The sequence below is a fragment of the Sorangium sp. So ce406 genome, from assembly GCF_051474675.1.
GTDB classification, from domain to species: Bacteria; Myxococcota_A; Polyangia; order Polyangiales; family Polyangiaceae; genus Sorangium; species Sorangium cellulosum_G.
In genome coordinates, this window is sequence record NZ_CP150340.1 from 6934277 (window position 1) to 6957573 (window position 23297).

The 23297-nt window shown below is 72.8% G+C and carries 15 protein-coding genes; 9 read left to right on the forward strand and 6 right to left on the reverse strand.

The window, feature by feature from the left end; all coding sequences use genetic code 11:
• Positions 1-358 precede the first annotated feature (358 nt).
• The 3 genes from WME96_RS25590 to WME96_RS25600 all read right to left on the reverse strand — a co-directional run bounded on the left by WME96_RS25590 (position 359) and on the right by WME96_RS25600 (position 2074).
• A complete protein-coding gene (locus tag WME96_RS25590; RefSeq protein WP_437284213.1) occupies positions 359-760 on the reverse strand; it encodes a PIN domain-containing protein in 402 nt (133 codons plus the stop codon).
• Positions 757-1002, reverse strand: a complete 246-nt coding sequence (locus tag WME96_RS25595) for a hypothetical protein (protein WP_437284214.1) — start codon at positions 1000-1002, stop codon at positions 757-759. The genes WME96_RS25590 and WME96_RS25595 overlap by 4 nt, the downstream gene beginning before the upstream one ends.
• 256 nt (positions 1003-1258) lie before the next feature.
• Positions 1259-2074 (reverse strand): TetR/AcrR family transcriptional regulator, encoded by an 816-nt coding sequence (locus tag WME96_RS25600; RefSeq protein ID WP_437284215.1) that lies wholly within the window; start codon positions 2072-2074, stop codon positions 1259-1261.
• 358 nt (positions 2075-2432) lie between these two features.
• Between WME96_RS25600 and WME96_RS25605 the strand changes: the two genes are divergently transcribed.
• From WME96_RS25605 to WME96_RS25640, 8 genes are all read left to right on the forward strand, one after another.
• The gene (locus WME96_RS25605; protein ID WP_437284216.1) at positions 2433-3281 is read left to right on the forward strand and encodes an urea amidolyase associated protein UAAP1; all 849 of its coding nucleotides are present in this window, start codon (positions 2433-2435) and stop codon (positions 3279-3281) included.
• Entirely contained in the window at positions 3278-3961 is a 684-nt protein-coding gene (locus WME96_RS25610; protein WP_437284217.1) for an urea amidolyase associated protein UAAP2, read from the forward strand. The genes WME96_RS25605 and WME96_RS25610 overlap by 4 nt, the downstream gene beginning before the upstream one ends.
• The gene (uca, locus tag WME96_RS25615; RefSeq protein ID WP_437284218.1) at positions 3958-7686 is read left to right on the forward strand and encodes an urea carboxylase; all 3729 of its coding nucleotides are present in this window, start codon (positions 3958-3960) and stop codon (positions 7684-7686) included. The genes WME96_RS25610 and uca overlap by 4 nt, the downstream gene beginning before the upstream one ends.
• Positions 7679-9292, forward strand: a complete 1614-nt coding sequence (locus WME96_RS25620) for an amino acid permease (protein WP_437284219.1) — start codon at positions 7679-7681, stop codon at positions 9290-9292. Before uca ends, WME96_RS25620 begins: the two co-directional genes overlap by 8 nt.
• Positions 9293-9466: 174 nt before the next feature.
• Positions 9467-10117, forward strand: a complete 651-nt coding sequence (locus tag WME96_RS25625; RefSeq protein WP_437284220.1) for a response regulator — start codon at positions 9467-9469, stop codon at positions 10115-10117.
• A 267-nt stretch (positions 10118-10384) separates the two neighbouring features.
• Positions 10385-11587: a cytochrome P450 family protein gene (locus WME96_RS25630; RefSeq protein ID WP_437284221.1), complete on the forward strand. Its 1203-nt coding sequence runs from the start codon at positions 10385-10387 to the stop codon at positions 11585-11587.
• Between the two features lie 182 nt (positions 11588-11769).
• The gene (locus WME96_RS25635) at positions 11770-15729 is read left to right on the forward strand and encodes a protein kinase domain-containing protein (RefSeq protein ID WP_437284222.1); all 3960 of its coding nucleotides are present in this window, start codon (positions 11770-11772) and stop codon (positions 15727-15729) included.
• 197 nt (positions 15730-15926) lie between these two features.
• The gene (locus tag WME96_RS25640; RefSeq protein WP_437284223.1) at positions 15927-16328 is read left to right on the forward strand and encodes a YciI family protein; all 402 of its coding nucleotides are present in this window, start codon (positions 15927-15929) and stop codon (positions 16326-16328) included.
• Between the two features lie 133 nt (positions 16329-16461).
• Here the strand turns inward: WME96_RS25640 and WME96_RS25645 are convergent, their stop codons facing one another.
• Genes WME96_RS25645 through WME96_RS25655 form a run of 3 tightly spaced genes read right to left on the reverse strand, consistent with a single transcriptional unit; the run spans position 16462 to position 21910 of the window.
• Positions 16462-16965: a DUF1801 domain-containing protein gene (locus WME96_RS25645; RefSeq protein ID WP_437284224.1), complete on the reverse strand. Its 504-nt coding sequence runs from the start codon at positions 16963-16965 to the stop codon at positions 16462-16464.
• Positions 16962-21017, reverse strand: coding sequence for a protein kinase domain-containing protein (locus WME96_RS25650; RefSeq protein ID WP_437284225.1), 4056 nt, complete (start codon positions 21015-21017; stop codon positions 16962-16964). The genes WME96_RS25645 and WME96_RS25650 overlap by 4 nt, the downstream gene beginning before the upstream one ends.
• A gap of 8 nt (positions 21018-21025) precedes the next feature.
• A complete protein-coding gene (locus WME96_RS25655) occupies positions 21026-21910 on the reverse strand; it encodes a hypothetical protein (RefSeq protein ID WP_437284226.1) in 885 nt (294 codons plus the stop codon).
• A gap of 1092 nt (positions 21911-23002) precedes the next feature.
• Here WME96_RS25655 and WME96_RS25660 point away from each other — a divergent pair.
• Positions 23003-23239 carry a hypothetical protein gene (locus tag WME96_RS25660; protein WP_437284227.1) on the forward strand — a complete coding sequence of 79 codons (237 nt, stop codon included), beginning with the start codon at positions 23003-23005 and terminating at the stop codon, positions 23237-23239.
• The last annotated feature ends 58 nt before the right edge of the window (positions 23240-23297 follow it).

A 23297-nucleotide genomic window follows, 5' to 3' on the forward strand; every position in this document is an offset into this window, starting at 1 on the left:
CTCGCGCTCCCGGCCGTCGCGCTGCCGCCGCCTCCCCCCGAGGTGGCTCCCCCCTGACCAGCGCTGGTGGCATCACCTGCCTCCGAGCTTGGTCCGGTGCAGTGACAGAGAAAAAGTGGGATGCATAGCGCACCAATCGCGGCGCAGGAGGATACGGTGGAGCGAATCGTGGCCATCATGCCACCATCATACCCGAGCCCGACCGCCAGCGTCATGCGGCGATCGCCCCGCTCGTCGACGGCGCGGCGCGGCGCTCGACGGTCGTGATGGTGTGTCGGCCGAACGACGGCTTCTGCCGCGCGTGGGCGCGTCTTGCGAGCAAGCTCGTCGCAGCTTTACCTCGGTCGAGCGTGCGACGTCACATCTCCGGCACCAGCTCCACATCCGCACCACGTGCGAAGCGCTCATCGAAAGTCAGCACCGGGAGGGCGCTCGCTTCGCGGGACGACTCGCGGATGAAATAGTCGGAAAAGTCGGCTGGTCCCGCCTCGAAGGCGGCAATCGCTCGACGGACGATCGCGTCATGTTCGACCGTCACCCCTGCGGTACCAACCAGCTTGCGAAGCGCTGCCGCGATGGTGGCGCGATCTTGCTTGCAGGCGACTCGAAGGACCCAGGCAACCTCGACCAGGACGGTCGCCGAGAGGAACACGCCCCCGTCCGCGACAGCCTGTCGGAAGGCGCGCACGGCCCGCTCGCACTGTGCCGGATCGTCCTCGACAAGGAGGCGAACGGCGACGTTCGTGTCAAAGGACTTCATCGCCCGAGCGCTCCTTCAGCAATGGCCCGCTCGATGTCCTCCTGGGAAAGGGGGCCACCCCCCGGCGGCAGCTTGATGCGCGAGGCCAGGAGCTCGTCGACCGTCAACCTGTGCTCCGGCGCCTGCGCGGACGCTGCATCGAGCGCGATGAGCTCGACGTGCTTCCCGAGGAGCGGGCGCAGCGCCGGGATCGCGCGGGCCACGGCTTCGTCAATCGTGGTTTCGACCTTGATGGCGTTCATCGTTCCTCATCATGCCCCCTTCCCCCGCCTTCGCCCAGCCCCGCGTTCCACGCCAGGCTCGCGCCCGCCCGTTCGGGTGGCTGCCCGGAGCGGCCCTCGACGTGATGGCCAGCTCTGCAACTCCCGTGGAGGTCTCGCTCGTGCTTGCCGCGCTCCCGCGACGATGTGGGCGCTGACGCCGCCGGACACCGTCCACGCAGCGGCTTCGCCGTCGGCCCAACTGGCCCGACCTTTCCAGCCGAACCTCCTCAGCGGGTCAACAGCCCTCTTCTCCAGACGCCATCTGCCGCAGCGCCGCGAGCCGCGACGGCAGCGCCAGCAGGCCGCCGACCGTCTGGTCCGCGACGAGCTCCGCGATCTGCTCCGGCCGGTACCCGAGCGCGGCGCCATCGCTGGCGGCGAGCGGGTGGACGCGCCCTGCCCCCTCGGGGCGATACCAGTTCTGCACGCTCTCGTCCTGGGCCAGCACCGTCAGCGCGCACAGGTAGGCGTCCACCGCGCGGAACGTCCCCTCCCCCACCCCGCGCCCGACCATCGCCGCCACGGCCTCGGTCAGCGCGCGCCGCTCGGCCCAGTACGTCGCGAACGCCGCCGGATCCCGCTCGCTGAAGCGGTGCACCTCCGTGATCTCCAGCGGGAAGCCGCACACCGTCTGCACGTCGAAGCGCACGAACCGCCAGAGCTGCACGTCCGCCGCCTCGCCGCTAGCCTCGAGCCGCTCCGCATACGAGAGCGGCAGCCGGTTCACCTGCTGCAAGATCTCCGCGACGATCAGCTCCTTGCGCCGGAACCAGTAGTACAGCGACGACTGCCGCAGCCCGGCGGTCTCGGCGATCTCGAGCATCGACACCTCGACGACCCCGCGCTCCGCGAACAGCCGGCCCGCCACCTCCAGGATCTGCTCGCGCGGCGCGAGCGCGCTCCGCTGCGGCTTCTTGCGCGGCCGGCCCATGCGGCGCGGCCCGCCCCCGGCGCTCTGCCCCTCCCCGGCGCTCTGCCCCTCTTCGGCGCTCTGCCCCTCTTCGGCGCTCCGCCGTCCAGCGATCTTCTGAGGGGGCCTCTCGGTCTTCATCGTCCTTCATCGTCTTCCAGGCTGGCAGTCACGCCGTCGCGCTCGTCGATCCGCGCCGCGCTCGCGACCTCACGCCATCCGCGCCAGCGCAGCGCTCGGACGGGAATAGTACAAACCGTCAGGATGCCAAGGACGCCAGGGGAACCTGGAGACAGGAAACTTCTGCTCCTGGCTCCCCTGGTGTCCCGGCGACTCTCTCGATCAGGTCGCCCCCCTCCGACGTGGCCGAGCCCCGCGCCCGCGCGGCCGGGAAAAAACGCGCGCGCCTTGCATTTTACCCCCGGGAAACAGACCGGAAACCCGGTCCCCGGATAGTTCGCCCAGCAGTTTCGATTCTCTATCGAAAGTGAGGCGGGCGATGTCTGAAACGGCTACAACGTACGCCGCGCGCGAGCACGCGCGCGCTCAGGAAGGCAGCGTCGTCGAGACGCAACCGACGGTGCCCAGCACGTCGATCAGCGACCCGCCCGCGGGCGTGGAAGCGCGCGACGTCCTCTGGGACGAGACCCTCGGCGCCGGCGGCTACGCCGCGCGCACCCTCCCGGCCGGCAGCCGGCTCCGGCTCGTCGATATCGAGGGCGACACCTGCGTCGCCCTCCTGCTCCACCGGGCCGACCGCCCCATCGAGCGGCTCTGTCTCGCCGACACCGTGAAGCTCCAGTGGCAGGCCTATCCCGGCCCCGGATACCTGCTCCTCTCGGACATGGGGCGCGTCCTCGCCTCCCTCGTCGAGGACACCGCCGGCCGACACGACACCTTCTGCGGCGCCTCGCTCCCCGGCGAGATCGCCGCCCGGTACGGCAGCGACGCCCACGGCGGCGCCCTCCGCGCCGGCCGCGAGCGGCTCCTGCTCGCCCTCGCCAAGCACGGCCTCGCCGAGCGGGACCTGCCCACGCCCATCAACCTCTTCAAGGGCGTCCGCATCGAGGCCGACGGCGCCATCACCTTCCTGCCCGACGCGTCCCGGCCCGGCGCCCACGTGCTCCTCCGCGCCGAGCAGGACGTCCTCGTCAGCGTCGCCGTCACGCCCCACCGGCTCGACCCGCGCCCCGACTACCGCGCCGGCAAGGTCCGCCTCACCGCCTGGCGCGGCCGCCCCGCCGCCGCCGACGACCCCGTGCGCAACGCCACGCCCGAGGCGCGCCGCGCCTTCGAGAACACCGCCGAGGAGCTCGCCCTCGGCCTCCGCAACGGAGGTGCCCGATGATCCCCGCCGTCCCCACCGCCAGCTACAACAAACCGGTCGCCGCCCTGCGCGACCCCGCCCTCGCCGGACTGCCCGGCTCCGTCGTCTCCGACGAGGTCGTCCCGGCGCGCGCGCCGTGGGCCAAGGTCGTCCGCGCCGGCGAGGTCCTGCGCGTCATCGACCTCGAGGGCAACCAGGCCGTCGACTTCCTCGCCTACGTGCTCGCCGACACCGCCGAGCGCTACAGCGCCGCCGACACGATCGTCGCGCAGCGCAACATCTTCCTCACCACCGGCGCGCAGCTCCGCTCGAACCGTGGCCGCGTGATGATGACGATCACCGGCGACACCTGCGGCCGCCACGACACCTCGGGCGGCGCCTGCTCGTGCGAGTCGAACACCGTCCGCTACGGCCACCACACCAAGCACCAGCACGCCTGCGTCGAGAACTTCCTCATGGCCGCGGCGCCGTACGGCCTCGGCAAGCGCGACCTCGTCGGCAACATCAACTGGTTCATGAACGTGCCCGTCGAGGCCGACGGCACCCTCGGCATCGTCGACGGCCTGTCCGCGCCCGGGAAGCACGTCGACCTCAGGGCCGAGCTCGATCTGCTGCTGCTCGTCTCGAACTGCCCGCAGATCAACAACCCCTGCAACGCCTTCAACCCGACGCCGATCCGCGCGGTGGTGGTGCGGCCATGAGCGCGGCCGCCGCCCCGCCGTTCCGGCGCGTCCTCGTCGCGAACCGCGGCGAGATCGCGTGCCGGATCATCCGCACCCTCCGGCGCCTCGGCATCGAGTCGGTCGCCGTGTTCTCCGACGCCGACCGCGCCGCGCTCCACGTGCGCCTCGCCGACCACGCCGTCCGCCTCGGCGGACAGACGCCCGCCGAGAGCTACCTGCGCATCGACGCCGTGGTCGACGCCGCCCGCCGCGCCGGCGCTGACGCCGTGCACCCGGGTTACGGATTCCTGAGCGAATCCGAGGACTTCGCCCGCGCGGTGGAGGGCGCTGGCGTCGTGTTCATCGGGCCGACGCCGGCCCAGATGGAGGCGTTCGGGAGCAAGCACCGGGCACGGCAGATCGCCGTCGAGGCGGGCGTGCCGCTCCTGCCGGGCACCGGCGTGCTGCGCGACGCGGACCACGCGGCGGCCGAGGCCGCGGCCATCGGCTACCCCGTGCTGCTCAAGGCGAGCGCGGGCGGCGGCGGCATCGGCATGGCCCGCTGCGACGGGCCGGCGGAGCTCCCGGCGGCGTTCGAGCGCGTCCAGCGCCTCGCCCGCGCGAACTTCGGATCGGGCGAGGTCTTCCTCGAGCGCTTCCTCGCGGCGCCCCGGCACGTGGAGGTCCAGATCGCCGGCGACGGCCGCGGGAACGTCCTCGTCCTCGGCGACCGCGACTGCTCGGTGCAGCGCCGCAACCAGAAGGTCATCGAGGAGGCGCCCGCGCCCGACCTGCCGCCGAGGCTGCGCGCCGCGCTCACGGAGTCGGCCCGCGCGCTCGCGGCGAAGGTCGCCTACCGCAACGTGGGCACGGTCGAGTTCCTGGTCGATCCCGCGCGCGCGGAGCACTACTTCCTCGAGGTCAACACGCGCCTCCAGGTCGAGCACGGCGTCACCGAGCTCTGCACCGGCGTCGACCTCGTGGAATGGATGCTGCGCATCGCCGCGGGCGACACGGCGTTCTTCGCGGACGGCGACCCGGCGCTGCGCGGCCACGCGCTCGAGGCCCGGCTCTACGCCGAGGACCCGGCGCGCGGGTTCCTGCCGAGCGCGGGGCTGCTCACCGAGGTGCGGTATCCCGAGGGCGGGGGCGGGCGCGGGCGTGTGCGTGTCGACGGATGGGTCGAGACCGGCACCGAGGTGTCCGCGCTCTACGACCCGCTGCTGGCCAAGCTGCTCGTGCACGGCGCGGACCGGGCCGAGGCCGTCGCGGCGCTGCGCGAGGCCGTCGGGGAGACGCGGCTCGGCGGGATCGAGACGAACCGGGAGTGGGTCGCCGTCGCGCTCGACCACCCGGACTTCCGCGGGGTCCGGCACCACACGGGCACGTTCGCGGCGCTGCCGTTCCGGCCGCCGACGGTCGAGGTGACCGCGGCGCCGGGCGCGGTGACCGTGCAGGACTGGCCCGGGCGGCTCGGGCTGTGGTCGGTGGGCGTGCCGCCGAGCGGGCCCATGGACGACCTGTCGTTCCGCCTCGGCAACCGCGTCGTGGGCAACCCGGCGGGCGCGGCGGGGCTCGAGTGCGAGGTGCACGGGCCCACGCTGGTGTTCCACCGGCGCGCGGTGCTGTGCGTCGCGGGCGCCGCGATGCGCGTGCTGGTCGACGGGGCCGAGGTCGCGCCGTGGACGCCGGTCGAGGTCGCGCCGGGCTCCACCGTGGCCTGCGGGCCGGTGCGGGGGCCGGGCGCGCGCGCGTACCTGCTGCTGCGCGGCGGCATCGACGTGCCGGCGCACCTCGGCAGCCGCGCCACGTTCACCCTCGGCGGCTTCGGCGGCCACGCCGGGAGGCCGCTGCGCCCCGGCGACGTGCTGCGGCTCGGCGAGGACGTCGACGCCGCGATCGACCCGGGCCCGCTGCCGGCCGAGGCGCGGCCGGAGATCGGCAGGTCGTGGGAGCTCGCGGTGCTCGACGGGCCGCACGGGGCGCCGGATTTCCTCACGAGCGAGGGGATCGAGCAGCTCTACGAGGCCGAGTGGGAGGTCCACTACCACTCCGCGCGCACGGGCGTGCGGCTCGTGGGGCCCGCGCCGCGGTGGGCGCGCACCGACGGCGGCGAGGCGGGGCTGCACCCGTCGAACCTGCACGACAACGCGTACGGCATCGGCGCTGTCGACCTCACCGGCGACATGCCCGTCATCCTCGGCCCGGACGGCCCGAGCCTGGGCGGGTTCGTCTGTCCGCTGACGGTCGCTGCGGCCGAGCGGTGGAAGCTCGGCCAGCTCAGCGCCGGGGACAAGGTGCGGTTCCGGTCGATCGTGGCCGCCGAGGCCGACGCGCTGGCGCAGCGGAGCGACGCGCTCGTGGCGCGGCGCGGGCTCGCGGGCAAGGCGAACGGGACGAACGGGACGAACGGCGCCGCGAGCGGCGCGAACGGCTCCTCGGCGCACCACGCGCCGCCCGCGGCGGCGGGCGCGCCGCGGCGGCCGCGCGGCGAGCCGGTGCTCGGGCGCGTGCCGGCGCGCGACGACCGGCCCGCTGTCGTCTTCCGGCAGAGCGGCGACCGCTACGTGCTCGTCGAGTTCGGCCCCCCGGTGCTCGACATCGACCTGCGCGTGCGCGCGCACCTGCTCATGACGCGGCTCGAGGAGCTGCGCGTGCCCGGCGTGGTCGACCTGACCCCCGGGATCCGCTCGCTCCAGGTGCACGTCGACGGGGCGAAGCTCACCGTGCCGAGGGCGCTCGACCTGCTCCGCGAGGTCGAGGCCGACCTGCCCGCCCCGACGGAGGTCCGCATCCCGAGCCGCGTCGTCCACATGCCGCTGAGCTGGGACGACCCGGCCACGCGCGAGGCGATCGCGCGCTACGAGCGCGCCGTCCGCGACGACGCGCCCTGGTGCCCGAGCAACCTGGAGTTCATCCGCCGGGTGAACGGGCTGCCGGACATCGCGGCCGTCCAGGAGATCTTCCTCGCGGCGAGCTACCTCGTGCTCGGCCTCGGCGACGTGTACCTCGGCGCGCCGGTCGCGACGCCGATCGACCCGCGCCACCGGATGGTCACGACCAAGTACAACCCGGCGCGCACGTGGACGCCCGAGAACGCCGTCGGCATCGGCGGGGCGTACCTGTGCATCTACGGGATGGAGGGGCCGGGCGGGTACCAGTTCCTCGGCCGCACCGTGCCGGTCTGGAGCCGCCACCGGCCGTTCCGGCAGACGACGCGCGAGGCGCCGTGGCTCCTGCGGTTCTTCGACCAGCTCCGCTTCCACCTCGTGTCGCCGGAGGAGCTGCTCGAGCTGCGGGCCGACATGGTGGCCGGGCGCGGCGAGGTGCGCATCGAGGAGACCACGTTCGACCTGGGCGCGCACCACCGCTTCCTCGACGACAACGCGGAGGGCATCCGCGCGGCCCAGGCGCGGCAGCGGGCGGCGTTCGACGCGGAGCGCGGGCGCTGGGAGGCGGACGGCGAGTTCGACCGCGTGCGCCGCGCGGGCGCGCGCCTCGAGGGCGCGTCGTCCGCCGCCGAGGACGCGATGCCGGCCGGGATGCTGCCGGTGGCGGCGCCGCTCACCGCGTGCGTGTGGAAGGTCGACGTGGAGCCCGGGCAGCGCGTCGAGGCGGGCCAGCGCGTGGCCGTGCTCGAGGCGATGAAGATGGAGTTCGCCGTGGTGGCGGACGTGGCCGGCGCGGTCGACTGGATCGGCTGCCGCCCGGGCCAGATGGTCAGCGCGGGCCAGGCGCTCGTGGGGGTGTCGGCCGATGCGTGACGCGATCTCGACAGGGGCCCCGCAACGGGGCTGCGACGCGGGCCTCGCGGGCGTCACGGAGGAGAGCGGCAGCGACGCCGAGGACCTCGCCCGGCTGGGCTACCGCCAGGAGCTGCGGCGGGACCTGGGCAGCCTGTCGGCCTTCGCGGCGGGCTTCTCGTACGTCTCGATCCTCACGACCGTCTTCCAGCTCTTCGTGATCGGGTACGCCTTCGGCGGCACCCGGTTCTTCTGGACGTGGCCGGTGGTCTTCCTCGGCCAGCTCGCGGTCGCGCTCAACCTCGCCGAGGTGGGCTCGCACTACCCCGTGGCCGGCTCGGTGTACCAGTGGGGCCGCCGCGTCTCGGCCGGCTACCCCGGGTGGCTCGCGGGGTGGCTGAAGCTCCTCGGCGACGTCGTGAGCGTCGCGGCGGCGGCCATCGCGCTCCAGGCGATCTTGCCGAGCGTCTGGAGCGGGTTCCAGTTCCTTGGAGGCGACCCGTCGCTCACGTCGCGCGACGGCGCCGCGAACGCGGTGCTGCTCGGCGCGGGGCTCATCGTGCTGACCACGGCGATCAACATGGCCGGCGTGAAGGCCATGGCCTACGTCAACGACATCGGCGTGATGGCGGAGCTCGGCGGCGTCGTCCTGCTGATCGCGGCGCTGTTCCTGCACGCGGTGCGGGGTCCGGGCGTGGTGCTCGAGCCCGTCTACGGGCCGCCGTCGTCGCTGGGGACGGGGGCGGCCGGGCTGCTCGCGGCCGCGCTCATGCCGGCGTACGTGCTGTACGGCTTCGACTCGGCGGGGGCGCTGGCCGAGGAGACCCAGAACCCGCGGCGGATCATCCCGCGGGCGATCCTGAAGGCGATCGTCGCGTCCGGGATCGGCGGCGCGCTGCTCATCCTGGCGGCGCTCATGGCGGCGCCGAGCCTCACGGACGGGCGCCTCGCCACCGAGGGCCTGGCCTACGTGGTCGTCAGCGCGCTCGGCCCGACGCTGGGCAAGGTGTTCCTTGTCGACGTGGCGCTGGCCGTGTGCGTCTGCACGCTGGCGATCCAGACCGGCGCGTCGCGCCTGGCCTTCTCGATGGCGCGGGACGGCGCGCTCCCGTGCGCGGCCGCCCTGTCGCGCGTGTCGGCGCGCACGAAGACGCCCGTCGCCCCGGCCATCGTGGTGGGCGCGCTCGCGTGCGGCATGCTCGTCGTGAACTACGGCGAGGCGCAGCTCTTCGTGCTCATCACGGAGACGGCCGTGCTCCTCGTGAACCTGTCGTACCTGCTCGTGACGGCGGGCATGCTCGCCCGCCGGCTGCGCGGGTGGCCCGGCCGCTCCGGGGCCGCGGCCGGGGTGTTCTCGCTCGGGCGCGCCGGGCTCGCGCTGAACATGGCCGCCGTGGCGTGGGGGGTCGCGCTCATCGCCAACATCGCGTGGCCGCGGCACGACGGCGGCGGGCCGGCGTGGCTGGAGTACTTCCCGCTGATCGGCGTCGCCGGCGCGACGGTCGCCGGGCTCGGGCTGTTCGTCGCGATGCAGCGGCCGCGCGGCGTGGCGCAGGCGCCGCGCGGAGACCAGGGCGTCCTCGCGGAGCGTGAGGCGCGACCGGCACAGATCGACCTCCTGACGTAATGCGTGGTCCACGGGCAGGGGAGCCCGTGCCCAGGGCTCCGCCCTGCGCGGGCCCCGGCGAGACCATGCTAGGGTGGCGCCCGTGATCCCGGAGGCTGGCCCGACACGCGCATCCCACACTCCGCTCCAGGGGCTCGCGTGCCGGCGAGCGGTCGGTCCGGATGGAGGCAGCGCATGACCAAGCTCCGCATCTTCGTGGTCGACGATCACCCGATCGTGCGCGACGGGCTGAAGGCGTTGATCGACGCGCAACCTGACATGACCGTCGTCGGCGAGGCGGCGGACGGGCTCTCGGCGGTCGAGGCCGTCACGCAGCTAGAGCCGGACATCGTGTTGATGGACATCTCCATGCCGAAGCTCGGCGGGGCGGAGGCGACCGCGCGCATCAAGAAGGCGCGCCCGGCGGTCCAGGTGGTGGCCCTGACGGGCTACGAGGACAAGACGAACGTGCAGCCGATCCTGCAGGCCGGGGCCTCGGGGTACGTGATCAAGATGGCGAGGGCCGCGGACCTTGTCCGCGCCATCCACGCCGTGGCCGAGGGGGGCGTGTACCTCGACCCGGCGATGGCGGCGCACGTCCTGTCGACCGTCGCCGGCCGGACGACAGGGGACGCCGGCGCGGGCTCCGATCTGAGCGAGCGTGAGGCCGAGGTGATCCGGATGGTCGCCGAGGGGCACGCCATCAAGGAGATCGCCGCCCGCCTCGACCTGAGCGCGCGCACGGTCGAGACCTACAAGGTGCGGGCGATGGAGAAGCTCGGCCTGAAGAGCCGCGCGGACACCGTCCGCTACGCGCTGCAGCAGGGCTGGCTCAGGAGCGAATAGCGCTCGCGCGCCGGCGCGCCGGCGCAGGCCGACTGAGCGTCCCAGGGGCCGTCTCCAGGGTAGACGGCGGTCCGCTCGGGGCATGTCCGCGCTCGCGCCGGCGAGCCATGATCTTACCAGGGCGCAGGTGCGCCGCGCGGCGGCTTCCTGGCCAGTCACGAGCCCGTCGGCCGAAGCACGAGCCCGACCGACCAAGGAATAAAGGCGGGGGCCGGCGACATATCCTTTGTTCCTGTCGACCGCCGAGAACCAGAAAGGAAAGGGACCATGCCCACGATAGAGCCGGTGAACCTCGCGAGCCCTGAGTTCAAGTCGAATGCGTACTCCATCTACGCCCGCCTCCGAGCGGAGGAGCCCGTGCACCGCACGACGCTGCCGGACGGGCGGGTCCTCTGGCTCGTCACCCGCTACGAGGACTGCGTGGCCGCGCTGAAGGACGAGCGCCTCGTGAAGGACTGGAGAGCCATCGGGGTGGACCTGTTCGGCATGGACAAGGAGCGCATGCTGCTCGAGCGGCACATGCTCAACATGGATCCGCCGGACCACACGCGGCTCCGGGCGATCGTGAACAAGGCGTTCACGCCGCGGCTTGTCGAGGGGCTGCGAGGCCGTATCCAGGCCATCGCCGACAGCCTCCTGGACGACGTGCAGGAGCGAGGGGAGATGGATGCCGTCGCCGACTACGCGTTCCCGCTGCCCATCATCGTCATCGCCGAGATGCTGGGCGTCCCCGTCGAGGACAGGCACCGGATCCGGGCGTGGTCGGACGCGATCGTCGGCGGGGTGCCGACCCGGGAGAGGGTCGAGCGCATGGGGGGGATGATCAAGGAGTTCAAGGATTACCTCCTCGCCATGGTGGAAGAGCGCCGCAGGGCCCCGAGGGAAGATCTGCTGAGCGCGCTCGTTCATGTGGAGGAGGAGGGCGCCGGCAAGCTCGACGAGAAGGAGCTGCTCTCGATGGTGTTCCTGCTGCTCGTCGCGGGGCACGAGACGACGGTGAACCTCATCGCGAACGGCATCCTCGCGCTGCTCACGCACCCGGCCGAGCGAGAGAAGCTGCGGGCGGATCCGTCGCTCATGAGGTCGGCGATCGAGGAGCTGCTGCGCTACGATAGCCCGGTCGAGACGGCGACGTTCCGGTTCGCGAGGGAGGACGTGGAGCTCGGGGGCGCGGTGATCCCGAAGGGGGACGTGGTCGTCGTCGTGCTCGGGTCGGCGAACCGCGACCCGGAGCTCACGCCGTCGCCGGAAACGCTCGACCTCGCGCGCGAGCCGAACCGGCATATCGCGTTCGGCCTGGGTGTCCATTACTGCCTGGGCGCGCCGCTCGCGCGGCTCGAGGGGCAGATCGCCATCGGGACGATCCTGCGCCGGATGCCGAACCTGGCGCTCAAGGTGGCGCCGGAGGCGATCCAGATAAGGCCGAGCCTCATCGTGCGCGGGCCTGCCGCGCTGCCGGTATCATTCTGAAGTCCACGTCGCGAGACTCCGGCAGTCAGAGGGTCGAGGCCCTCGAGCGAAAACGCGGTGGTCATCGCGCGTTCGTGCCATGAGCCCGCTCGGCTCGTTCAAGACGATGAGGCGCCGCGTCGTCGCCACGTGCCTCAAATCTCACCATGTGTGCCGGACGGCGGCAGCGTTACTATCCCGGTGTGCACAGCGCGGGTCCGCAGAAACTCGTCGGCGGCCGGTTCGAGCCCGAGCGAATCGCCGGCAGCGGGGGCATGGGCGATGTCTACCGAGCGCGGGATCGCCAGGACGGTGCGCTGGTCGCGCTCAAGCTCCTGAGGAGCTCGGACGCGCAGCTCGTCGCGCGCTTTCAGCGGGAGGCACGGCTCCTGGCCGAGCTGCAGCACCCGGCGATCCCGCGCCTCGTCGCCCACGGCACCTCGGACCAGGGGCAGCACTACCTCGCCATGGAGTGGCTCGAGGGCGAGGACCTTGCCGCGAGGCTCGCCCGCGGGCCGCTCGGCGTCGAGGAGGGGCTCACGCTCGTCCACCGCGTGGCCGAGGCGCTGTCGCTCGTGCATGCGCGCGGCGTGATCCACCGCGATCTGAAGCCGGCGAACCTGTTCCTGCAAGGCGGCCGGCTCGACCAGGTGAAGATCCTCGATTTCGGGATTGCGCGCGACGCGGCGGTGACCGGCGGGCTCACCGAGCCCGGCGTGGCCCTCGGCACGCCGGCCTACATGGCACCCGAGCAGGTTCGCGGCGAGCTGGACATCGACGCGCGCGCAGACGTGTACGCGCTCGGGTGCATCCTGTTCGAGTGCCTCACCGGCCAGCAACCCTTCTGGGCCGAGCACACGTTCGCCGTGCTCGTGAAGGTGCTCTTCGAGGACGCGCCCCGGCCGAGCGCGCTGCGCGCCGAGGTGCCCGAGACCGCCGACCTGCTCACGGCGTGGCTGATGACCAAGGATCGCGAAGGCCGGCCGGAGAACGCGGCCGTGGCGGCGAGCGCGCTCGCCGTGCGCTCGCCCGATCCGGCGGTCGCCGCGCTGCCTGCACCCGCGCTGACGCGCCGCGAGCGAGGGCTCGTCAGCGTGGTCCTGGCGAGGGGGGAGGACCGGACCGTGCCCGCCACGACCTCCGCGGGGTGCGCCGAGATCGCCACGCTCGACGTGAGCCGGAGGGCTGTGATGCCGACAGGGCCGACGCCGCTCGTGCCCGACCTGCGCCGCGCGGCGGCAGAGCACGGCGCTCGCCTCGAGCCGCTGCAGGACGGCGGGTTCGCCGCGATCCTCATCGACGCGGTACCGCCGACCGATCTCGCCGCGCGTGCCGTACGCTGTGGTCTCGCGCTGCAGAAGCTGTTGCCTGGCGCCCGCCTGGCTGTCGCGACCGGCTGGGATTCGCTGGAAGGTGGGCAGCCTGTCGGCCCGATCATCGACCGCGCGTCCGCGCTGCTCGTCGATATCGACGCTGGTCCGCCCGGCGATGGCAACACCGCGACGGAAGCGCAGGCCCCGGTGCTCGTGGATGCTGTCACGGCCGACCTCCTCGGGCCGGGATTCGAGATCGCGCGGGGGCCTCGGGCGCACGCGGTCCTCGGTGAGCGTGACCCGTTCGATGAGGCGCGCACGCTGCTCGGTAAGCCCACCCCGTTCGTGGGGCGCGACCGGGAGCTGCGCGCCCTGGAGGACCTGTTCGACGAATGCGCCGGCGAGCCCTGCGCGCGGGCGGCGGTCGTCATGGGGGCAGCGGGGATGGGCAAGTCGCGCCTGCGCCTGGAGCTCGTGCGGCGCCTCAGGGCGCGCGCCGAGCCGGTCACGATCTGGGTCGCGCAGGCGGATCCGGCGCGCGTGGGAGCCCCCCTCGACTTGCTCGGACAGGTTGTGCGCCGCGCAGCGCACCTCGTCGACGGCGAGCCCCTCGAGCGCCGCCGCGAGCAGCTCGCGGCGCGCGTGGCCCGGCATGTGGAGCCGGCCCTCCGCGAGCGGGTGACCGAGTTCCTGGGCGAAATGGTCGGCACACCCTTCCCGGACGAGGCGCGCGTGCAGCTCCGCGCGGCGCGGCGCGATCCGCTGCTCATGGGCGACCAGGTCCGCCGGGCGTGGGTGGACTTCATCGACGCCGAGTGCCGAGCAGGCCCGGTGGTGCTCGTGCTGGAAGACCTGCACTGGGGGGACCTCCCGACCGTGCAATGCGTCGACGCGGCGCTGCGCCTGCTCGGGGAGCGGGCGCTGATGGTGCTCGCCCTGGCGCGGCCGGAGATCCGGGTGACCTTCCCCGCCCTCTGGGCCGATCGGGGCGCGATGGAGATCGGGCTGCCCGAGCTGCCTCGCCGTGCCTGCGAGCGAATGGTGAGGGCGGCATTGGGCGATCGTCCCGACGACGATCACGTGACGGCGATCGTCCAGCGCGCGGCGGGCAATCCGTTCTTCGTCGAGGAGCTCGTGCGCGCGACCGTCGAGGGGCGAGACGCGCGCGAGGCGCCGGAGACGGTGCTGGCGATGGTGCAGGCGAGGTTCAAGGATCTCGACGCCGAGGAGCGGCGGCTGCTGCGCGCTGGCAGCGTGCTCGGCGAGGTGTTCTGGCAGGGCGCGGCGGCGCGCCTGCTGGGGCTCGGACAGGCGGAAGGCGCGGCGCTCGGCGCGCGCCTCGCGGAGCTGGAGCGACGCGAATGGATCGTGCGGCGTCCCGAACCACGGTTCGTCGGCGAGGAGGAGTTCGCCTTCGGGCATGGGCTCGTGCGCGAGGCGGCCTACAGCATGCTGACCGAGGTCGATCGGCGGCTCGGCCACCGGCTCGCCGGCGCATGGCTGGAGGAGGCCGGCGAGCGCGACGCGCTGGTGCTGGCCGAGCATTTCGAGCACGGCGAGGCGCGCGCGGCGGCAGCGCGGTGCTACGAGCGCGCGGCAGAGCAGGCGCTCGAGGCGAGCGATCTCGAGGGCGCGCTCGCCCGGGTGGAACGGGCGTTCGCCTGCGCGCCGGAAGACGAGGCCGCGGGGCGGCTCCACGCGCTCGCGGCGACCGTGCACAACTGGCGGGGTACGTTCGCCGAGGCGGAGCGCGCGGCGAAGGCGGCGGTGGCCCTGGCGCCCGCCGAGGGCAAGGCTCCCTACGCCGCGCTGGCGATGCTCGCCTGGGCGAGCGGAGCGCTCGGGAAGGTGGAGCAGCTCGAGGCGGTGGCGTCGTCGCTGCCGCTCGACCGGAAGGACGCGGCGCTCGACCGGGATTTCCTCCTGGCGTGGTACAGCGCCGCCACATGGCTGCGCGATCTCGGGCGCCACGCCGCGGCCATGATCCTCGAGCGCGTCATGGATGGGGTGCAGCCCGAGCATCTGGAGCCCGGCCTGGCGGGGCACATCTACCTGACGAAGGGCGCTGCAGCGTGCTTTCCGCCCCGCCAACTCGAACTTGTCCTGCGCTTCTCCGAGGCTGCATGGGAGGCCTACGAGCGCGATGGCGCGCTGCGAGACGCATGCCTGACGCGCTTGTTGCTCGGCGTGGCGCAGAGGCGACTCGGTGCTTACGAACCGGCAGAGTCGACGCTCAAAGAGGCGAAGCGCGTCGCGATCCAGCTCGACCTTCCCTATGTGGCCAATGCGGCCACCATCTATCTAGGGCAGCTCGACGTGGCGCGGGGGCAGAGCGCCGCGACCAGGACGATGGCAGCCCGGGTCATCGAGGATGCGCGAGCGGTCGGCAATCGCCGGCAACTGGGCCAAGCTCGAGTGCTGCTCGCGCAAGCGCTGCTCGACCTTGGGGACCTCGCACAGGCGTGCGCGCAGGCAACCACAGCGATCGATGAGACGCGGGCGTACCCCGCAACGCAGTCCATCGCGCAAGCCACCCTCGCCCACGCGCTGCTCCGAGAAGGGCGCGCCCTCGAGGCGCTCGCGGCGGCGCGTGCAGCGATCGAGATCGTGACGCGCGTCGGAGGCCTCGATGAGGATGAAGCGCTCGTGCACCTCGCCTGGGCCGAGGCGCTCGACGCCTGCGGCGATGAGGTCGCGGCCAGGGCAGCGCTCGCCACGGCCTTCAATCAGCTGCACGCCGAGGCGGACGCCATCGAGTCACCCCCTCTGCGGCGCAGCTTCCTCGAAGGCGTGCCGGAGCATGCGCGCATCCGCGCGCTCGCGGAGGCGTGGGGCGTGGCGGACAGGTGACTCCCCGGTTCGATATCTGATGGCCACCGCCGCGTACCTGGATCGGTTCGGGTCCCCTACCCACCCCACCCCGGTCGCTTGCCCGGCTGCCGCCAAGCTGGGTGGGGGCGGTCGGGTCGGTCCGCGCTGCCAACCAGGGTCGGCTCGGGCATGTTAGCCTGGGTCGGGTCGCGCACTTCATCCAGGAGACACGGACCATGCGCTTCATGATCATGTTCAAGGCCGATGCGGACACCGAGGCTGCCGCTCCCGCGTGCATGGCGATACCCGAGATGGGGCAGCTCATCGAAGAGCTCAAGAACGACGGCGTGCTGATCGCGACCGAAGGTCTCAAACCGAGCTCGTCCGGCGCGCGCCTCCGGTATTCCGGGGGCAAGGTCAGCGTGACGGATGGCCCCTTTGCCGAGGCCAAGGAGCTCGTCGCCGGATTCGTGCTGGTCGACGTGGCGTCCAGGCAGGCGGCGATGGAGCTGGGCGAACGCTTCCTCCGCGTGGCCGGCGACGGCACGGCCGCGGAGGTCCGCGAGGTGTTCGATGCCCCGCACGACGTCCCCCACGCCACCGAGCGGCGAGCGCATCCCCCCGCCAGGGGAGCATGACGCGATATCGAGGCCCGTTATCGAAGACGAGCCCCGTCATCCTCGCCGTCGAGCGAGGACTCCGCCCGTCAGCGTCTGCGCCCAGCGTCGCCCCACGACCTGCGCGGGCAACCCGGTAGCTTCCGCGCCGGAGCTACATCAAGCGGATCCACGCGCGCAAGACGGTCTCCAATGCCACCCGCTTTTCCTGGAGCTCCTGTCCGTCGCTGAACGTCACGAGGCAGCGGTCCTTGGCGACCCACTCCAGCAGACCCGCCGGGTCCGCGATCTCGACGCCCTCCTTCGCGGTGCCCTTCACCTTGGCTCCCATGTGCAGGATGAGCCGGATGCGGTCCTTCGCGCGCAGGTTGAACGTCGCGAAGTGCTCCGTCGTGCGGAAGCTCGGCGCGTTCCATTTGATCTCCTCGCGGATCTCGGGGCTCACGCCGAGGATGATCTGCCGGAGGGCCTCGATCTCCTGCTTCAGCGGATGCTCCAGCTCGCGCAGGAACGCGATGACGGCCGGGTGCGTCTGCGAGCTGCCCGGATCGAGAGGCGCGGCGGGCTTCCCGGGCGCCTCCTGAGGCGTCCCCGCGGCGGCCGGGCCCTTCCGGGTCTTCGCGCCCGGCTTGCTCGGCTTCTCGCCGGTGCGTCTCATGAGGATGTGCTCGCCTCGCCGGTCCGCGGCTCTCCCCGCTGCCGCTCGAGCCGCTCCCGCATCACGTTGGGGATCCTCGCGGCCACCTCGATCGCCCGCTCGAGCGCCGCGCGCGCCTCGGCGTGGCGGCCGCGCCGGGAGAGGGCGCGCGCCCTCGCCTCGATCAGCTCGATCTGCTCCTGCCCCACGGAGAAGCGCGCCGACCGCTCCTCGAGCTCGTCCCACGCCTCCGCGCTCGCCTCCCGCGTCGCCAGGTCGATCATCGACCACTGCACCTCTTCCGAGGGGACCATCCCCATGCCCACGCGCCCCTCCGCGACGGCCTTCGCCTGCTGGATCTGGATCGCCTCGATGACCTCCCGCGCCCTGCGCTCGTCGCCCTTGTAGAGGAGCAGCCGCGCCAGGAGGAGCTCCACGACCGGCCGCGCCTCGTCCCCTCGCAGGTGACGCTCCAGCGCGACGGCCCGCTCCGCGTGCGGCATCGCCGTCTCCAGGTTGCCCATCAGGTAAAGGTACTCGCCCAGGTTGTACTCCCCCACGAGCTCCATCGTCCCGAGGCCGAGCTCACGCGACATGGAGAGCAGGCGACAGAGATCCAGGATCATCCCCTCGCTGTCCCCCAGGCATGCGCGCAGGAGTGCCCGGTTGCTGATCGCCGGTCCGAGGTGCAGGACATCGCCACGGGCCTGGCACATCTGTATCGCCCGATCCAGCGCCGACCCTGCCTCGTTCAGCTTGCCCAACCCCTGGTAGATGAAGCCGAGGACGATCAGCGACACGACCAGCGTCTCGTAGCCCTCGTCGCTCAGGGCTTCGGCCTGCGCCGCGGCCACCTCGAACTCCTGCGCGGATTCCTCCTCGTGGCTCTCCCGGTGCAGCGCGAGCGCCGCCCCCATGGTGAGGCGCGCCGCGAGCGCGGGGGGGAGCTCGCCGATGACGAGCGCCTTCGCCGCCACAATCCGCTCCGTCAATTGCCCGTAGTCGCCCATCCAGTCGAGCACCGTGGCCTCGTCGAGCAGGATCTCGATCTGCTCGGTCACGTCGCCCTCCTCGACCGCCATCGCGCGCGCGCGCCCGAGATCGCCGAGCGCGTCGTGGTAGCGCCCCAGCCGGTAGCGCATCAGCCCCCGGCCCCGGTACGCTGCCCTGCGCCGCGCGCCGCGGTCCTCGATCGGCTGCGCGAGCGCCCGGCTGTAGTGCAGCTCCGCCTCGACGTAGGCGTGTCGCGCCCGCGCCCGCTCGGCGAGCTCCACGTAGGCCTCCTCCGCGACCTCCGCGAGGCCCGCTTCGGCGGCGTGCGACGCGATCTTGAACCGCCGCTGCTCCGGGCTCTCGTGGGCCGCGTCGCGGTGGTACTCGTACGCGGCCAGGTGGATCCGCCGCCGCTCGGCGTCGTCGACGCCGCGCGCGATCGCCTCCCGCACGAGGGCGTGGCGGAAGCCGAGTCGGCCCTTCCGATCGGTGGCCAGCACGCCGGCCGCCAGCAGGCGCTCGGTCCCGACGCGCGCGTCGAGCGGGAAGGCGTCGCCCTCGCCGCGCCGATCCAGGAGGCGCAGCACGCCCGCGATCTCGTCGAGCACCACCTCGGCGCCGAGCAGCGAGAGGAGCCGCGCGTGCGCCCCGAGCGCCTCCCCGAGCGCCGCGATCTCGCCGTGCGCGAGCGGGTCGATGAGCGGCAGCACGGGCAATCGATCGAGCTCATCGGTCGCCAGGTACCACGCGTCGCCCCGCGGGTGCCGCCGCAGGATCCCCTCTCGCTTGAGCCCGTGCACGAGCTCGACGAGCAGCAGGGGCACCCCCTGCGAGCGTTCCAGCAGCCGCTCGATCGCCGATTCTGGCACGTCGCGCGCGGGCAGGAGCAGCCGCCGGCACAGCGCCCGCGCGCTCTCCGGATCGAGCGGCTCGAGCCGCAAGCGCTCGCGCCGCGCGGCCCGCTCGCCCCAGGACGGGTGCGCCTCCGCGAAGGCGGGGCGCCCCATCGCGCAGATCCACAGCGGCGCGGACGCGTCCGCGAGCGCCGCGTACTCCAGCGCCGCGAGCGTCGCGTCCTGGGCGAAGTGCGCGTCGTCGAGGATGACGACGAGCGGCGCGGCGGCCGCGCGCCGGCGCAGGCACTCGCCCGCCGCCCGCACGCGCGCCGAGCGCAGCGCGCCGGGCGCGGCCTGGAGCGCCTTGAGCTCGGGGTAGAGCTCGCCGCCGGTCCGCTCATCCACCCAGCCGAGCGCCATCGCCAGCCCCGAGCCGAGCTCGTCGCCGAGCGCCGGACCGAGCCGCTCCGCGAGCGCCGCCCGGACGCCGCTCTCCGGGGGTGCCTCGCCCACGTCGAGCGCCTCCCGCACGAGCTCGTGGAGCGTCGCGTCCGACACGCCGCTCGTCGGCTCCTGCCCGCGCAGATCGATGAGCTGCGCGTGCGGCAGGCGCGCCCGGAGCTGCTTGCCGAGCTCGACGAACAGGCGGCTCTTGCCATAGCCAGGCTCGCTGACCACGGACACCACCGTGGGCTGCCGGAGGCGCAGCGCGTCCTCGGCGCTGCGCAGGAGCTGTTCGAGGACGTCACGGCGGCCGATGAACGCGTCGGGGCTCGTCGTCTCCCGCGCGTCCTCGCCGCGCGCTGGCTCGTCGGGCCGGCGCCCTGGCCCGCGCTGGTCCCCCGCCGCGAGGTGCGCCTCGGGGAGCGCGGCGACGGCCGCGGGCGTGAGGAACGCGCCCAGCGGGCCGGAGGCGGGCGGCCACCGGTCGGCGCGCGAGAAGAGCGGGCTCAGGAAGCGCCTCGCCCCGCCCGGCCGGATCTGCACCGACACGGGCGACAGGTCGATCATCACCCGCGCGCACAGCCCCCCTCGCAGCAGCTCGTCGGCCGCGCGCTGCGCGTGACGCGCGGGGCTCGCCGCGCCCTCGTGCCCGAAGACGGCCACGTAGCGCGAGCCCGAGGCGTGCGCGAGCTCGCCGCCGAGGGCGCGGATCCGGCGCTGCACGGCCATCCGGTCCGCCGCGCCCTCGAAGAACAGGAGCCCCACCGCGCGCCGCTCGGCGCCTGCCTCGGAGCGCGGCCCCTCGCGCTCGCCCGGCGCGTGCTCGTCCCCGAGCGCGCGCTCCAGCGCGGCGCGGAGCTCGGTCGCGCTCGCGAACCGCTCGCCGCGCTCCTTGGCCAGGCAGCGGTGCACCACCTCCTCGACCGCGTGGGGCACGGCCACGCGCGACGACAGGCGCGGGGGCCTGCGGCTCTTGTGATCCTCCAGCACCGCCGCGCGAGGCCCCCAGAACGGCGGCCGCCCCGCGAACAGCTCGTACAGGATCACGCCCATCGCGTAGATGTCCGCGCGCGCGTCCAGGTCTGCCCGTCCCGCCGACTGCTCGGGCGCCATGTACTCCGCCGTCCCGATCCCGACGTCGTCGTCCGGCGCATCGCCGAGGCGACCCACCACCCGGGCGATGCCGAAGTCGATGATCGTCGCCTGCCCCGCGCCATCGACGAAGAGGTTCTCGGGCTTCAGGTCGCAGTGCACGTAGCCCCGCGCGTGCACCGCCTCCAGGGCCGCGAGCGTCGCGAGCCCGAGCCGCGCGGCCTCCTCCAACCGCGGAGCAGGGCGCGACGCGAGCCGCGCGGCGAGCGTGGGCGCCGCGATGCGCTCGAGGACCGCATACGGCGAGCCGTCGTCCAGCGTGCCCGAGGCGTGCACGGCCGGGGCGTGGGGGGCGCCCACGGCCGAGAGCGCCTCGATCTCGCGCTGGAGCTGCGCGCCTGCGCCGCGGCGGTCGGCGCGCGCGAGCTTGATGGCCACGGGCGGCCCGCCGTTCTCGGGCTCGGCCTCGAAGACGAACCCGAAGCCGCCCTGCCCCAGCACCCTGCGGGTCCAGTAGCCGGCGAACCGTGGCAGCGACACCGGGACGACCGCGGTGATGTCCGGAGGGCTCGACTCGCCGGTCAGCCGCCGCTCAGACGGCGCGCACTCGGGGCACGATCCCTGGTTCCGCCGTCCGCAGGCCGGGCAGCGCCCGACCTTCAAGGCCGCGCGTTCCGGCTCGTCGCCTGGCAGGGCTTCCCAGCGCATTCATTACCCTACGGGGTCAAGAACGACGTGACCACCACGTCCGTGCGTATCCACGCCGAGGTGGCGGGGTTCTCGAGACAGCCGGCATAGAAGCCGGCCTCGGTGTCCACCCTGTTGCACACCGCATCGCATGAGCCCACGATCGTCATGGGACCGCACTGCTGAACGGTCGTGGCCCCGGTCGCGGGGTCGACGGTGAGGTGGCCGGCCGCACAGTCGCGCTGCAGCTGGCGCGCGCGCGCCACGCCTGATGGCGTGTAGCAGGCCCGCACGTAGGGCGTCGAAGCGAACAGGTTTCCCCAGAACGCCCCTTCTCTCACCGTATAGGTCTGGCGCTCCGAGATCGACGAGGACATCGATGACTCCGCGTTGCGCAGGGAGATCGTCACATGAGTGCCGTACCAGTTCGTCCGCGCGGCGAGGCAGGCGGTGATCTGACGCTGTACATAGGTATCGTTCGTGATGGCACCGGTCGCCCACCAGTGCGCCATCCCGAGCTCGCCCCGGTACACCTCCGAGCGGACGACCCCGGCGCTGTCGGTCCAGGAGAACGAGAACGTCTGGTCCGGACGCAGCGCACAGCTCACGAGGTAGCGCATGAGATCTCTCGACAGGGCGCCGTTCGCCCCCGGATTCTTGATGGCCGAGAGCGCGTTCGTGCTGAGCGAGGCCGGGTTGAGCGCATTCAGATTCAGCCCGTTCAGGTTCAGCCCGTTCAGGTTCAGCCCGTTCCCAGGCAGCGCGTTCGGCAGGTTGCCGTTCTCGCTCATGATCGCGCTCTGGTCCTCCCCGACCAGCTCTTCCGATTCTTCGTCGATCTCTGCGCCAACGCAGGCAACGGTCATCAGAGGGAGTGCGAGAAGCGCAACGGTTCGTGCACAGGAAAACACCATGATGGTCCCCCTTTCGGTGCTGGGTCCCAGCCTCAAGGTCGAGTAGTGGCAAAGTTTAAGATAACATGTCGAAACGCTCTTGTATACGGCTTTATGAGGACTACTGCTCGCCTGAAAAACTATCGTGGGATTGGGAGAGCGCTCGCGGGCGGCCCCGCTCGGCGTCTCGCTCCTGGTGCCGCGGGTTCCTGGTATCGCACCCCAGGATCTTAGAAATCTGCGAAGTAAGTGAGATGAGCACCATCATGCCTTCTTACACGAAGGTGCGCCCGGATGGCTAGACACTCGGCGCGAGCATCGGGTGAAAACGGTCTCACACCCGGCGAGACGCTGGAGCGGATGGGTCCCGTGTGCGCGGCGCTCGCCTCGGCGCACACAGCCGGGATCGGCCGCCCAGATGCTGAAGCCAGCGCCATTTCCATCGGCTCGGGTCAGCCGCGCACCGGGGCGCTGCACGCGCTCGATGCAGCGGAGCCGCCGGCTCCGAGAAAGCTTCAGCGCGGGTGTTCCTCTGGAGTGTATGCCCTGGACGATGCCATTCGCGGCGTGCCTCTGGCAGCCGGGTGCCGGCGGCCCGCAGGGCGACAACCCGCCTGCCCCGACGAGACCACGTCGTGCCGTCGGTGCAGGTGACAAGGAGGCGGCGCCCTCGTCCCCTGGATCGACGCCGTCACGTGGAGGGTCACCTTCGCCGGCGCCAGCGCCGCCGCCTCGGCGCCCATCGCAGGCCCCTTCCCGACGCGGCCGCAGCAGCAGTCGGCGAGCGCCGCCGCGAGCGCGACCCGGCCGGGGACGGCCCGCGCGGCCCCGCTTCACGGAGCGGCGCCAGGAGCGGCCCGCGCTGCGCGGCGGGGCGCTCCATGGCGGCCACCCCGCCCCGGATCACGCTCACCGTGAAACGCCGATCCCGGACTCCCCTGTCGCGCTCGCATCGACATCACACTCCGCCTCTTCAATATCTCTGTCTCCTCTGCTTCACACGACAAGCAGCTTCACGCGCTCAGACTCCACCGCCGCCGATGCGCCCGTGCGCGAGCCGCTGGCCGCGAGGCGGGGGCGCCTCGGCGGCGGCAGACGGCGAGGCAACGTTCCATGACGGCATTCACGATGTTCCGGCACAGCTCCTTGCACAGGGCTTGCGGCGCCGCCGCCTTGCTCGGCGGCGCGCTCCTCGGCTGCGGCGACGATGAGGTCGATGAGAAGGATCCCATCTACATCGGTGGCACCGGCCCGATCGCGCTCGACGACTTCGGGACCGGCGGCACGCCGCCAGGGTCGGGCCGATCGCCGCCAGGGACACGCAAACCGACGCCCGGGTCACGTGGATAGCCGCCAGGGACACGCAAACCGGCGCCCGGGTCACGTGAATAGCCGCCAGGGACGCGGA

Excerpts from the sequence above, each read along its gene's own strand:
- WME96_RS25625 (WP_437284220.1), top strand. The coding sequence starts at position 9,467 with ATGACCAAGCTCCGCATCTTCGTGGTCGACGATCACCCGATCGTGCGC.
- WME96_RS25595 (WP_437284214.1), bottom strand. The coding sequence starts at position 1,002 with ATGAACGCCATCAAGGTCGAAACCACGATTGACGAAGCCGTGGCCCGC.
- WME96_RS25600 (WP_437284215.1), bottom strand. The coding sequence starts at position 2,074 with ATGAAGACCGAGAGGCCCCCTCAGAAGATCGCTGGACGGCGGAGCGCC.
- WME96_RS25605 (WP_437284216.1), top strand. The coding sequence starts at position 2,433 with ATGTCTGAAACGGCTACAACGTACGCCGCGCGCGAGCACGCGCGCGCT.
- WME96_RS25610 (WP_437284217.1), top strand. The coding sequence starts at position 3,278 with ATGATCCCCGCCGTCCCCACCGCCAGCTACAACAAACCGGTCGCCGCC.
- WME96_RS25620 (WP_437284219.1), top strand. The coding sequence starts at position 7,679 with ATGCGTGACGCGATCTCGACAGGGGCCCCGCAACGGGGCTGCGACGCG.
- WME96_RS25660 (WP_437284227.1), top strand. The coding sequence starts at position 23,003 with ATGACGGCATTCACGATGTTCCGGCACAGCTCCTTGCACAGGGCTTGC.
- uca (WP_437284218.1), top strand. The coding sequence starts at position 3,958 with ATGAGCGCGGCCGCCGCCCCGCCGTTCCGGCGCGTCCTCGTCGCGAAC.
- WME96_RS25590 (WP_437284213.1), bottom strand. The coding sequence starts at position 760 with ATGAAGTCCTTTGACACGAACGTCGCCGTTCGCCTCCTTGTCGAGGAC.
- WME96_RS25650 (WP_437284225.1), bottom strand. The coding sequence starts at position 21,017 with ATGCGCTGGGAAGCCCTGCCAGGCGACGAGCCGGAACGCGCGGCCTTG.
- WME96_RS25630 (WP_437284221.1), top strand. The coding sequence starts at position 10,385 with ATGCCCACGATAGAGCCGGTGAACCTCGCGAGCCCTGAGTTCAAGTCG.
- WME96_RS25645 (WP_437284224.1), bottom strand. The coding sequence starts at position 16,965 with ATGAGACGCACCGGCGAGAAGCCGAGCAAGCCGGGCGCGAAGACCCGG.
- WME96_RS25655 (WP_437284226.1), bottom strand. The coding sequence starts at position 21,910 with ATGGTGTTTTCCTGTGCACGAACCGTTGCGCTTCTCGCACTCCCTCTG.
- WME96_RS25640 (WP_437284223.1), top strand. The coding sequence starts at position 15,927 with ATGCGCTTCATGATCATGTTCAAGGCCGATGCGGACACCGAGGCTGCC.